Here is a 12,181-nt window from a genome sequence, read left to right on the forward strand (position 1 = left end):
GGTCGTCGCCGGGCGCTCACACCTACAGCGTCCGAGCCGCCCGGCGCGCTTGCGATAGCGTCGGGCGATGACGTTGAACCATGTTCGTGCCGGCAAAGGCACCCCGTTGTTGCTCGTACACGGTCTGGGTGTGGGATCACGATCCTGGGCCCCGATCCTCGACGAGTTGGCCGCTCACCGTGAAGTCATCGCTGTCGACCTACCGGGGTTCGGTGAGACACCGCCGCTCACCGGCGAGGTGTCGATCGCTACCCTCGCCGACTCGGTGGCGGACTTCATCCGCGATCACAATCTGAGCGGCATTTCCACCGTCGGCCACTCGGTGGGCGCCCGGATCGTGCTGGAACTCGCGCGGCGCGGAGTCGGCGGTGACACCGTGGCGCTGGACCCCGGCGGGTTCTGGAGCGACCGCGAGCTCACCGTCTTCGGCGCTACGTTGAAGCCGTCGATCGCTCTGGTCAAGGCGTTGAGAGGTGCGCTGCCCACCCTGCTCGGCAACCCTGCGGGACGGACCCTGTTGCTGGCTCAGTTGTCGGCGCGGCCCTGGGCACTCTCGCGTGAGACCGTGTTGCCGGACGTCCGCGGGCTCGCCGACTCCCCGTCGGTCGGAGCCACCCTGGATGCCCTCGTCCACGGGCCCAAGCAACAAGGCGCCCCGGCCGGCACCGCGCCCGGCCGGGTCACGATCGGTTGGGGGCGGCGGGATCTGGTGACTCTGCCGAAGCAGGCCGCGCGCGCCACAGACCTCTTCCCCGACGCAAAGCTGCACTGGTTCGAGCGATGCGGCCATTTTCCGCAGTGGGACGCACCTCGTGATGCGGTACGACTGATTCTCGACAGCACCGACTAGCTCGTCAGCCTTTTCAACGCGGCTTTCACGAGGTCCGGATCCGACGTCTCCCAGAACGGTGGGAGCGATGCCCGCAGGTAGCCGCCGTAACGGGCGGTTGCCAGGCGGGGATCGAGAACGGCGATCACACCCTTGTCGTCCACGCTGCGCAGCAACCTGCCCACGCCCTGGGCGAGGAGCAGCGCGGCGTGGTTGGCTGCGACGGCGAGAAAGCCGTTGCCGCCGCGGGATTCGATGGCGCGCTGCCGCGCGACGAGCAGCGGGTCGTCGGGCCGCGGGAAGGGAATGCGGTCCAGGATGACGAGGGTGAGGGACCGGCCCGGCACGTCGACGCCCTGCCACAGCGAGAGCGTCCCGAACAGGGTGGTCGGCTCGTCCGCGGCGAACGTGTCGACCAACGCACCGGTCGCGTCGTCGCCCTGGCAGAGGATCGGGGTGTCGAGGCGTTCACGCATCTCGGCGGCGGCCGTCTTCGCCGCGCGCATCGAGGAGAACAGTCCGAGGGTGCGTCCGCCCGCGGCCTCGACGAGACCGGCGATCTCGTCCAGGTAGGACGGGCTGAGCCCGTCTCGGCCCGGCGGAGTCAGGTGCTTGGCGATGTAGAGGATGCCGGCCTTCTTGTGGTCGAACGGCGAGCCCACATCGAGGGAGTTCCAGCGAATGGTCTTCTCGTCCGACGGGGCTTCGACACCCGACGCGAGGGCGGCGTCGACCCTCGTGGGGTTCTCGGCGGGCAGCCCCCAGTTCACGGCCAGACCGTCGAACGACCCGCCGACGGTCAGGGTGGCGGAGGTCAGGACGACGGTGGACTCCGCGAACAGCTTGCTGCGCAACAGTCCGCCGACCGACAGCGGCGCCACCCGCACGACTCGGCGTACGACACCGCGGAAGTCGTCGACCGAGAGCCAGACGACGTCGCGGCGCTTCGCCGGATCCGGCTCCTGGTACGTCTCGAGAATGCGGACGGCGGTGTCGTGCACCTCGTCGATGGCGGCGATCGCCGCCGTCCGCGCAGCAGCCGCGTCCGCGTCTGCCTTGTCGGCCGGCCCGATTGCACTACGCACCGACCACGCAGAGTCACGTATGGCGGCCAGGGTGTGGCCGGCGCCGTCGGGCAGCTCCTCCCACCGGCCCGCTGTGCACTCGTCGAGCAAGGCGGCGAAACCCTCCGCCGACGCACTGAACCGGTCGAGGATCTCGTCCTCGACGAGCTTGGTGCTGCGGCGCATCGCAGTGCCGATGGAGGACACGGACAGCTCGGCCGTGGCGGCGCCGGTCACTCGGTCGACCAGTTCGTGTGCCTCGTCGATGACCACGACGTCGTGTTCGGGGAGGACCTTGATCCCGGTGATCGCGTCGATGGCGAGCATCGCGTGATTGGTCACCACGACGTCGGATTTCGCGGATTCGCCGCGCGCTTTCTCGGCGAAGCAGTCCTCGCCGTAGCTGCATCTCGACTTGCCGAGGCATTCTCTCGAGGTGACGGACATCTGCCGCCACGCCTGATCGCTGACACCGGGCTTGAGCTCGTCACGGTCCCCGGTCTCGGTGTCGGACGACCACTTTCTGATCACCTGCACTTCGCGGCCCAGACGGGACACCGCGAACGCGTCGAACAGCGGGTCTTCCTCGGGCGAATCCACCGGCGCACCGTGAAGCTTGTTCAGGCACAGATAGTTTCCGCGTCCCTTGAGGATTGCGAATCGGGGCGCTCGGTTCAGGTCCGAGGTGAGCGCCTTCGACAGGCGCGGGAGGTCGCGGTCCACCAGCTGGCGCTGCAACGCGATCGTGGCCGTGGACACCACGACGGTCTTGCCCGACTCGACGGCGTGACGCAGTGCGGGAACGAGGTATGCGAGCGACTTACCGGTGCCGGTTCCGGCTTGTACGGCGAGGTGCTCGCCGGTGTCGATGCTGTGCGCGACGGCCGACGCCATCGTGACCTGCGCGGCGCGTTCGGTGCCGCCGAGTGCCGACACGGCTGTCTTCAGCAGGTTGGGGACGGTCGGCAGGTCCGGCTGGTTCTTCGATGACAGGGGCGGCACCGGAGAAGGTTACTGCGTCAGGAGATGTGAACCCCGCGCTCGTTCAACTCCCCGAGGACGGTGGGCGTGTTCGTCGGTGACACCGCCGCGCAGTATTCGGTCAGCACGGTGGTGTCGAAACCGGCCTTCGCCGAATCGAGCGCGGTGGCGCGCACGCAGTGGTCGGTGGCGATACCCACGACGTGCACGGCATCGACTCCCTGCTCTCGGAGCCAGACGTCGAGAGCGACCCCGGTCTCGGACGACCCTTCGAACCCCGAGTACGCGGCGTCGTACTCGCCTTTGGAGAACACGGCCTGAACAGTGCTCGTGTCGAGGTCGGGGTGGAAGTCGCAACCCGGCGTGCCGACGACGCAATGCGGCGGCCAACTGTCGACGAAGTCGGGGGTGTCGGAGAAGTGCGCGCCCGGATCGATGTGGTGGTCGCGGGTCGCGGCCACCACCGAGTAGGTACCGGCGGCGAGCAACTCCGTGATGGACTGCGCGACGCGTGCGCCTCCCGTGACGGCCAGCGAGCCGCCCTCACAGAAGTCGTTCTGTACGTCGACGACGAGCAATGCAGTGGTCATCGGGCCGAGAATACGGTGGGTACGGCCGGGTCTCCCTGGGAGAGACCCAGGCCCTCCCACGGCAGCGACCGCAGACCGTCGGCGACGAGGGTCCGTGCGTCGGACAGGGTCGGCAGTTCGGGCACCTGATCGCCGCCGCGAACGAGTGGTATCGACAGTTCCCGAACGAGGTGTTCCGCGGTCGTCGGCGGGGTGTCGTCCGCACCCTGTACCAGCTCCTCGACGATCGTGCCGGTGTGCCGGGACACCCTGAACGCGCGCTTACGCCCGCCGCGGGATTCCTTGTGGCTGCTGCGCTTGGCCACCGGGATGTCGTCGACCTCCACGAGTTTGTAGACCATGCCGGCGGTCGGGGAGCCCGACCCCGTCACGACGGACGTTCCGACGCCGTAGGTGTCGACGGGTTCGGCGCGTAGCGACGCGATGGCGTACTCGTCGAGGTCGCCCGACACGACGATCTTGGTGTTCTCGGCACCGAGTGCGTTCAACTGTTCGCGCACCTGACGGGCGAGTACGCCGAGATCGCCGGAGTCGATGCGGACCCCGCCCAGTTCCGGTCCGGCGACGGATACGGCCGTGGCCACACCGTCGGTGATGTCGTAGGTGTCGACGAGAAGAGTGGTACCGACCCCCAACGCGTCGATCTGACTGCGGAACGCGGCCGCTTCGTCCGGTCCGGCCGCTGTGGTGTGCAGGAGGGTGAAGGCGTGCGCACTGGTTCCGGCGCCGGGAATGCCGTGCCGCCGAACGGCTTCGAGATTGGACGTCGCTGCGAACCCGGCGATGTACGCCGCGCGCGAGCTGGCGACGGCTGCCTCCTCGTGCGCACGTCGAGAGCCCATCTCGATGAGGGGGCGGCCGGCGCTGGCGCCGACCATTCGGGCTGCCGCGGACGCGACTGCGCTGTCGTGGTTGAAGATCGACAAGGCCAGCGTTTCGAGGATCACGCATTCGGCGAAGGTGCCGCGCACCGACAGAATGGGGGAGCCCGGGAAGTACAAATCGCCCTCGCGGTAGCCGTCGATGTCGCCCGAGAAGCGGTAGTCGCGCAGCCATTCCAACGTCACCTCGTCGAGGAACACTGCGAGAGAGGACAATTCGCTCTCACCGAACCGAAAGCGGGTGAGCGCGTCCAGGAAGCGGCCGGTGCCCGCGACGACTCCGTAGCGTCGTCCGTCCGGAAGCCGGCGCGCGAACACCTCGAAGGCGCTGCGGCGGCTCGCGGAACCGTCTCGGAGTGCAGCCGACAACATGGTCAGCTCGTACTGGTCGGTGAACAGCGCCGTGGAGGTCACGAGAGGAGACTGTACGGATGCGGGGTTCTCTTCGCCCGAGGTCACGTCGTACCCTGGTTTGCATGTCGACTGCCACGGCCGTTCCGGAAGCGTCGCCGACGCAATCGGCGGCGGTGAAAGAAGACGTCGCCGAGGACAAGCCCTGGGTCACCATCGTGTGGGACGACCCGGTGAACCTCATGCATTACGTCACCTACATTTTTCAGAAGCTGTTCGGCTACAGCAAACCCAAGGCCACCGAGCTCATGATGCAGGTGCACTCGGAAGGCAAAGCGGTGGTTTCGTCGGGTGCCCGCGACAAGATGGAACTCGACGTGCAGCGCCTCCATGCCGCCGGCCTGTGGGCGACCATGCAGCACGATACGTAGAGGGGTTTTCGCACGTGCGCACGTGGAGTCGACGGAGCGGCCTCGGGGGCCCGAAATTCAGGTCCGAGATGGACGCCCGCGAAGCCGCAGTTCTGAGGTCCTTGGTGTCGTCCGTGGGCGGACTCCTCGAACAACGATCGGCGCAGTCGCCCGTCGACGACCTCGCCGAGCTCACCGGCATCCGATCGGGCAACACGAGCGCACCGACCGACCCGACGCTGGCTCGCCTACTCCCCGATTTCCACCGCCCGGAGGGCGCCGACGCGTCCGACCCCGAGCTGGAGTTGGCCGAGCAAGCCGACCTCAACGGTGCGCTTCGCAGCATCCACGAGCCCGACATCATCGACGCCAAACGCGCCGCCGGGGCCGTCGTTCTGGACACCCTCCCCGCGGACGGTGGCCGCATTGTGCTGACTCCGGAGCAGGCGGACGCCTGGCTCGCCGCGCTCAACGACGTGCGGCTCGCCCTGGGGACCACGCTGGGTATCGAGGCGGACACACCCGACGCGTTCGAGGCCGACGATCCGCGTGCGCCGCACCTCGACGTCTACCACTGGCTGACGTGGATGCAGGATTCGCTGGTCCAAGCCTTGATGCCGTGACCACCGGGCGTCGCGATCTGCTCACCGACGTACGGGGGCTGCTCGTGGGCCATCACCACGTTCTGGATCGCGACGTCACCGTCGCCACCGAATCCGACGTCGGCACCGGAAGCGCAACGGGATGCACGGTCGTACTCACGACAGTCGGCACCACTGCCGCGGTGGACGTCCGCGGCGGTGGACCCGGAACACGCGAAACCGACCTGCTGGACCCGTCGCACTCGGTCCAACAGGTCGACGCGATCCTCCTCACCGGCGGCAGCGCGTACGGCCTGGCCGCCGCAGACGGAGTGATGCGGTGGTCCGAAGAACACGGGCGCGGGGTGCCGATGGGACGGGCCGGGTACGTCGTCCCGATCGTCCCCGGCGCCGTCGTCTTCGATCTGCCCGTCGGCGACTGGGCGGTCCGGCCGACGGCGGAATTCGGCTACCTGGCCGCGGACGCGGCGGCCGAGGACTTCGCCCTCGGCTCCGTCGGGGCCGGAACTGCTGCCAGGGCCGGGGTGCTCAAAGGCGGCGTCGGGAGTGCCAGCGTGGTGATCGAATCGGGGCCCGCAGCGGGTGTGACCGTGTCGGCGCTGATGGTGTGCAACCCGGTGGGATCGGTGTTCGACCCGTCGACGGGGATGCTCTGGGGCCAGGGCTTCGTCGGGTCGGCCCCGACGCCCGCTGAGGTCGCCGCGGCGGCGACTCTGACCGACAAGGACACGTCGCTGAACACCACGATCGGCGTGGTTGCGACCGATGCGCCGTTGACGGCAGCGGGGTGCCGCCGCTTGGCGGTGGCGGCGCACGACGGTTTGGCGCGGGCCGTCCGACCGGCGCACTCACCGCTCGACGGCGACACGATCTTCGCTCTCGCGACAGCGATGGCCACGGTCCCGGCCGACGATCGGGCGAACCCGATGATGGCGGCGGACCTGCGTCTGATGGACGCCGTGTGCCGGGCGGTGGCGCCGGTGGTCGAACGGGCGATCGTCAAGGCCGTGCTGGCCGCGAGCCCGGTGGCGTCGATCCCGACCTATCGCGAGGTCTTTCCGTCGGTCTTCCGCTGACGCGTGGCGGTACATTCGATACCGGGAGAAGGGTGAGCACAGATGATCGATCCGTCGACGGGAATGCTGGTGCCCGAGCGGGCCGCGCAAAACAGTACGCGCCCGCTGTGGTTACGCGCCGGTCTGCTGACCGCCTCCTTCGTCGCCCTGCTCTACGTCATCGAAGCCGTCGACGTCGCGACCGGTTTGCGTCTGGACAACGCGGGAATCGAGCCGCGCGAAGTCGACGGTCTGAGGGGCATTGCGTTCGCGCCGCTTCTCCACCACGGCTGGGACCACCTGTTCGCGAACACCGGACCGATCCTGGTGCTGGGGTTCGTCGTCATGATGTCGGGCATCGGCCGCGGTCTCGCGGCCACCGCTGTGATCTGGATCGTGGGCGGTTTCGGGACCTGGTTGACCGGTGGCGCCTTGAGCATTCACGTCGGTGCGTCGGGGCTGGTCTTCGGTTGGCTGGCGTACCTGATCGTGCGCGGGGTGTTCACGCGCAGCCTGCTGCAGCTGCTGCTCGGTGTCCTCGTGCTCCTGGTCTACGGAAGCGTGTTGTGGGGAGTCCTGCCCGGTCAGGAAGGTATTTCCTGGCAGGGGCACCTGTTCGGAGCGGTGGGCGGTGTAATCGCGGCGTGGGTTCTCGCGTCGGACGTGCGCCGTGCTCGGCGTACCGGCGACAGTGCGACGCTCGCGCCTCGATGATCGCGTTCTTTCGTTTGGCGGGACCTTCTCTGGCAGCATGGCAGCCATGCGTCTAACCGTTCTGGGATGCTCGGGAAGCGTCTCCGGACCGGACTCACCCGCGTCCGGATATCTGCTCGGGGCTCCGGACACACCGCCGCTGGTACTCGACTTCGGGCCCGGTGTTCTCGGTGCGCTGCAGCGCTACGCCGACCCCGGCTCGGTCTCTGTTCTGCTCTCGCATCTGCATGCGGACCACTGCCTCGACGTTCCCGGGCTTCTGGTGTGGCGTCGTTACGGTCCCGCTCGCCCGGAAGGGCGAGCCATCGTCTACGGGCCGACGGACACTGCGTTCCGGCTCGGTGTCGCCTCGGCGGAGTGCGGCGGACGGATCGACGACATGTCGGACACCCTCGATCTCCGGCAGTTGCAGGACGGCGGTGTCATCGAGTTCGGGGCGCTGCGCATCCTGACTCGGCAGGTCTATCACCCGCCCGAGTCGTACGGATCGCGGATCACGAGCGACACCGGCAAAGTGCTGGCCTACACGGGCGACACCGGTGTGTGCGAGTCGGTGCGCGAACTGGCCGCCGGTGCCGACGTGCTGCTCGCAGAGGCGTCCTGGACGCATGCGGCGGATCGTCCGAAGGGCGTTCACCTCTCCGGAACCGAGGCCGGTGAGCTGGCCGCGTCGGCCGGCGTCGGTGAGCTGCTCCTCACACACATCCCCCCGTGGACATCGCGAGAGGACGTCATCGCCGAGGCGAAAGCGGCGTTCGACGGCCCCGTTCACGCAGTGTCGCCCGGGGACGTCTTCGACGTCTGACGTCCGACCGGCCTCCGGCCTGCCCGCCTGAATTCCGACCGGCCTCCGGCCTGCCCGCCTGAATTCCGACCGGCCTCCGGCCTGCCCGCCTGACCCGATTAGGCTTGCGCCGTGTCCACACGAGAAGACGGCAGGGCGGACGACGAACTCCGCACCATCACCATCACGCGCGGTTTCACCTCGCATCCGGCCGGATCGGTTCTGGTCGAGTTCGGCAACACCCGGGTGATGTGCACCGCGAGCGTCGAGCAGGGTGTTCCGCGCTGGCGCAAGGGTTCCGGGCTCGGGTGGCTCACCGCGGAGTACGCGATGTTGCCGGGCGCGACGCACACCCGGAACAGCCGAGAGTCGGTCAAGGGCAAGGTCAGCGGGCGCACCCAGGAGATCAGTCGTCTGGTCGGACGGTCGCTGCGCGCGTGCATCGACCTGGCGGCCATCGGTGAGAACACCATCGCGCTCGACTGCGATGTTCTGCAGGCCGACGGCGGCACTCGCACTGCCGCGATCACAGGGGCGTTCGTCGCCCTGTCCGACGCAGTGACGTTCCTGCGAGCGCACAATCGCCTGGCCGATCCCCAGCCCATCTCCTGTGCCATTGCTGCCGTGAGTGTCGGCGTGGTCGACGGTCGCGTCCGCCTCGATCTGCCGTACGAAGAGGACTCGCGCGCCGAGGTCGACATGAACATCGTCGCCACCGACACCGGCACGCTCGTCGAGGTACAGGGCACCGCCGAGGGCGCAACGTTCTCCCGCTCGACCCTCGACAAGATGATGGACTCGGCACTCGCCGGGTGCGAGCAGCTCTTCGAGGTTCAGCGAGCAGCACTGGCGCAGCCGTACCCGGGTGTTCTGCCCGGTGCCTGACCTCCTGGTCGCTAGTCGCAACGCGAAGAAGCTGCGCGAACTGGAACGGGTCCTCGGTGTCGCCGGCGTCGAGGGGATCACCTTGGTGGGCCTGGACACGGTGCCGCCGTTTCCGGAAGCCCCCGAAACCGGCGCAACCTTCGAAGAGAATGCGCTGGCGAAGGCGCGCGATGGTGCTGCTGCAACTGGGATGGCATGCGTCGCAGACGATTCCGGTGTCGAGATCGACGCACTCCGTGGAATGCCCGGCGTGCTGTCGGCGAGATGGAGCGGAACACACGGGAACGACGCGGCGAATACCGCACTCGTTCTCGCGCAACTGGCGGACGTACCCGGCGACAGACGCGGCGGCGGATTCGTCTCGGCGTGCGCGCTGGTGTTGCCCGACGGTCGCGAGTTCGTGGTGCGAGGGGAGTGGCGCGGCACAATCGCTCGGGAACCGAAGGGCGACGGCGGTTTCGGGTACGACCCGATCTTCGTGCCCGACGGTGACACCCGCTCGGCGGCCGAACTCACCCCGGAAGAGAAGGACGCCGCCTCGCATCGCGGGCGGGCGTTGCGGCAGTTGGTGCCGTCGCTGCGGGACTGGGTCGGTTAGATTTCAGTCGTGCACGGGTGCTACCTGCTTGTACAGAAGTGCAGCCCGGTCGCTCTAATCGGTCAGAGCTTGACGCCGGCCCGCACTCGCTTGGTGACGTAGTGCTCGGCGACGAAGGACAGGAACGGAATGGTTCCGGCGAGGGCCACGCCGATGATGGTCACGGGCTTCCATCGCGCCTTGATCGCCAAGTCGATCGTGCAGACCAGGTACACCATGTAGAAGAGCCCGTGGGCCTGACCGATGTAGAACAACCAGCTCGGGGCGGTGCTGCTGTCGGTGAGAATGACGTACTTGTAGATGATCTCACCGGTCAACACGAGCAGCCACACGCCTGTGATGTAGGCCAGAACCCGGTAGCGGGTGAGCGCAGAGGCGATACGTGGTTGCAGGACAACCGATTTGGACGGGGTGTCAGCCGTGCTCACGAAGTGCTCCTGTCGCTCTCGCGATTCAGATCTGCGAGATAGGTGTTGTATTCCAGTAGCTGGCGAGACTCGGGATCGTCGATCGTGTCCACGTAGTTCGCGAAGGATGGGCGCTCGGGGAGAACTCCGTCGGGGATCTCGTTCGGCTCGTCCTCCGATACAGCGACCGCATCTTCGTCACCGTCTTCGAGCTGAACGAACCGCCGATAGAAGAAGACGACGAAACCGGCGAACAGTGGCCACTGCAGCGCGTATCCGAGGTTCTGGCCGGTGCCCGACGACGACTCGAACCGCTGAAGCTGCCACCAGCCGAGGATCAAGCACACGGCGAACGCGGAGACGACCAGCAGGATCAGCGCTGGTCGGCGTCTCTTCGCAGTCGTTGCCACACCTCGACGGTACCGGATCGGCGAGTGTGAACGACGGCACGTCGTAGAGAGGTAGATCGTGGTGCGCGAGGGGGGACTTGAACCCCCACGTCCTAAGACACCACATCCTAAGTGTGGCGCGTCTGCCATTCCGCCACTCGCGCGTACTGGCAATTTACCCCACTTCGTCCGCGCTCGACTTCGTCCTCGCAGTGGACCGGGACCTGTTCCGCCCCGCCCAGGTCGGAGTCTGGCTATGGCAGTTGGGGCACAGGAAGCGAAGATTGACCAGTCTGCAGTCGAGAGGATTCCCGTCGACGTGATCCACATGCAAGCGAAGTGGTTCGCCCATCCACGCCGGGCCTAGTCGGCAGAGAGCGCACTCCTCGACGACGCCGGACTCGAGCATTGCGCGCCGGAGATGATGCGGCTTCGCTCTTGCAGAGCCCGGAGCCCTACGAATCAGAATAGTGGCCGCAGTCCGGCGATTGCTGGACGACTTGCCTTTCAGATGGGCCTGACCTGTGAAGTGCGACGTATCGATTTCCAACCGCCGAATCCGTCGACTGATGTGAGCGTGAGAGCCACCCGACAGTGGAACGCCGAGGTGCCTGAGCACCCCGGCGATACTGTTCGACTGGTCCACCGCTTCGCGTAGTACTTCTTCGGTGTACTTCATCGAACGACTGCGATCAGTCGTCCAGTGGTTGCGTCATTCTCCGCGGCCGCGCCTGCTTGCGCTGATACCGCCAGATGCTGTGCCGGAGCGTAGTCGTGCTGCAGTCGAGTAGGGCTGCGGCAGAGGCGAGTTCCGCGTCGACGTCCACGTCTTCCCAGGCCACGGCCCGGCGAACGAACGCCGCGATCATGGCCTCGGACTCGGGAGTGACGACGTCGAGGACCGCGAGGAAGCACTCCCAGGACATCTGTCCGACGCCCGCAACGGAGGTGAAGGCGGCTTTCTGCGCTTCCGATCCGTCGACGTCCGACGCGTGGTGCACGCCCACCTCCATCAGCGCCGACGCGACGAGACGCGCTGCCTCGGCTTTCGTCGTGTAGTTGCCGGCCACTCGCTGCCGATTTCCGAGTGCGTCGACGAGTTCCTCGGAATCGATGCGGGTGAACCCGTCGAGGTTGTCGAGTTCGGTGCCCCGGCTCGCTCGCCACGCCGCCACGACTTTGCGGACGCCGGTCGTCTCGGTCCCGTAGGTGGCGCGTGCGGAGAACACCGCGTCCAGTACGGCGGCCTCGATCTCGCCCGGCCACCCGTCGAACCAGAACGGCCAGGAGTCTTTCGGCATCGCCGCCGTGATGTTCGCGGCCACGAGCTCCACCGTGTCCATCGGTTCTGTATCGACCAGCTCTGTATCGATCAGCTCCGTATCGATCAGCTCTGTATCGATCGGTTCGGAGTCGTCCCACGGCTCGGAACGCGTATCGAATTCTGCGTTCGAGATGTCGGTGATGGTCATGCTTCCCCCTGTTGTTCGGAACCCCCAGTATCGAACGTATGTTCGATACTGGGGTCAAGGTAAACGCCGGGTACGACAGAACTGTTTATAACGAAAGCGTAACGATGAACTCGAGGGATTCCTCGAGTTCGGCCACCCCTGATCGGACCCCGGCCTGCGGTGATGATGG

At 67.1% G+C, this 12,181-nt stretch carries 14 protein-coding genes and 1 tRNA gene; 8 read left to right on the forward strand and 7 right to left on the reverse strand.

Going from position 1 to position 12,181, the window contains the following annotated elements; genetic code table 11:
• The first annotated feature begins 67 nt into the window (after positions 1-67).
• A complete protein-coding gene (locus IEW02_RS21915) occupies positions 68-850 on the forward strand; it encodes an alpha/beta fold hydrolase (protein ID WP_188547047.1) in 783 nt (260 codons plus the stop codon).
• Here the strand turns inward: IEW02_RS21915 and IEW02_RS21920 are convergent.
• From IEW02_RS21920 to IEW02_RS21930, 3 genes are read right to left on the reverse strand one after another with little or no spacing between them, the layout of a single operon-like run.
• Entirely contained in the window at positions 847-2,895 is a 2,049-nt protein-coding gene (locus tag IEW02_RS21920) for an ATP-dependent DNA helicase (RefSeq protein WP_308933201.1), read from the reverse strand. The two genes, IEW02_RS21915 and IEW02_RS21920, sit on opposite strands and share 4 nt — an antisense overlap.
• Positions 2,896-2,912: 17 nt before the next feature.
• Complete coding sequence (locus tag IEW02_RS21925; protein WP_188547048.1) at positions 2,913-3,464, reverse strand: isochorismatase family protein; 552 nt, start codon at positions 3,462-3,464, stop codon at positions 2,913-2,915.
• On the reverse strand, positions 3,461-4,759 hold the full coding sequence (locus IEW02_RS21930) for a nicotinate phosphoribosyltransferase (RefSeq protein ID WP_268236773.1): 1,299 nt from the start codon (positions 4,757-4,759) through the stop codon (positions 3,461-3,463). Before IEW02_RS21930 ends, IEW02_RS21925 begins: the two co-directional genes overlap by 4 nt.
• 62 nt (positions 4,760-4,821) lie before the next feature.
• Between IEW02_RS21930 and clpS the strand changes: the two genes are divergently transcribed.
• The 7 genes from clpS to rdgB all read left to right on the forward strand — a co-directional run bounded on the left by clpS (position 4,822) and on the right by rdgB (position 9,744).
• Positions 4,822-5,127 carry an ATP-dependent Clp protease adapter ClpS gene (gene clpS / locus IEW02_RS21935; protein ID WP_188547050.1) on the forward strand — a complete coding sequence of 102 codons (306 nt, stop codon included), beginning with the start codon at positions 4,822-4,824 and terminating at the stop codon, positions 5,125-5,127.
• Between the two features lie 14 nt (positions 5,128-5,141).
• Positions 5,142-5,729, forward strand: coding sequence for an oxidative stress transcriptional regulator AosR (gene aosR / locus IEW02_RS21940; protein WP_188547051.1), 588 nt, complete (start codon positions 5,142-5,144; stop codon positions 5,727-5,729).
• On the forward strand, positions 5,726-6,784 hold the full coding sequence (locus IEW02_RS21945) for a P1 family peptidase (RefSeq protein ID WP_229746228.1): 1,059 nt from the start codon (positions 5,726-5,728) through the stop codon (positions 6,782-6,784). The genes aosR and IEW02_RS21945 overlap by 4 nt, the downstream gene beginning before the upstream one ends.
• Positions 6,785-6,847: 63 nt before the next feature.
• A complete protein-coding gene (locus tag IEW02_RS21950; RefSeq protein WP_188547611.1) occupies positions 6,848-7,477 on the forward strand; it encodes a rhomboid family intramembrane serine protease in 630 nt (209 codons plus the stop codon).
• A gap of 46 nt (positions 7,478-7,523) precedes the next feature.
• Entirely contained in the window at positions 7,524-8,282 is a 759-nt protein-coding gene (locus tag IEW02_RS21955; RefSeq protein ID WP_188547053.1) for a cyclic nucleotide-degrading phosphodiesterase, read from the forward strand.
• Between the two features lie 111 nt (positions 8,283-8,393).
• A complete protein-coding gene (gene rph / locus IEW02_RS21960; RefSeq protein WP_188547054.1) occupies positions 8,394-9,146 on the forward strand; it encodes a ribonuclease PH in 753 nt (250 codons plus the stop codon).
• Positions 9,139-9,744: an RdgB/HAM1 family non-canonical purine NTP pyrophosphatase gene (gene rdgB / locus IEW02_RS21965; RefSeq protein WP_188547055.1), complete on the forward strand. Its 606-nt coding sequence runs from the start codon at positions 9,139-9,141 to the stop codon at positions 9,742-9,744. The genes rph and rdgB overlap by 8 nt, the downstream gene beginning before the upstream one ends.
• A 62-nt stretch (positions 9,745-9,806) precedes the next feature.
• Here rdgB and IEW02_RS21970 read toward each other — a convergent pair whose 3' ends face one another.
• The 4 genes from IEW02_RS21970 to IEW02_RS21990 all read right to left on the reverse strand — a co-directional run bounded on the left by IEW02_RS21970 (position 9,807) and on the right by IEW02_RS21990 (position 12,012).
• Positions 9,807-10,172: a DUF3817 domain-containing protein gene (locus IEW02_RS21970; RefSeq protein WP_188547056.1), complete on the reverse strand. Its 366-nt coding sequence runs from the start codon at positions 10,170-10,172 to the stop codon at positions 9,807-9,809.
• Positions 10,169-10,561: a transcriptional regulator gene (locus tag IEW02_RS21975; protein WP_188547057.1), complete on the reverse strand. Its 393-nt coding sequence runs from the start codon at positions 10,559-10,561 to the stop codon at positions 10,169-10,171. Before IEW02_RS21975 ends, IEW02_RS21970 begins: the two co-directional genes overlap by 4 nt.
• Positions 10,562-10,620: 59 nt before the next feature.
• Positions 10,621-10,704, reverse strand: a tRNA-Leu gene (locus IEW02_RS21980).
• A gap of 528 nt (positions 10,705-11,232) precedes the next feature.
• Complete coding sequence (locus tag IEW02_RS21990; RefSeq protein WP_188547059.1) at positions 11,233-12,012, reverse strand: DUF8548 family protein; 780 nt, start codon at positions 12,010-12,012, stop codon at positions 11,233-11,235.
• Between the last annotated feature and the right edge of the window lie 169 nt (positions 12,013-12,181).

This window comes from Rhodococcoides trifolii (assembly GCF_014635345.1).
Lineage (GTDB): Bacteria > Actinomycetota > Actinomycetes > Mycobacteriales > Mycobacteriaceae > Rhodococcoides > Rhodococcoides trifolii.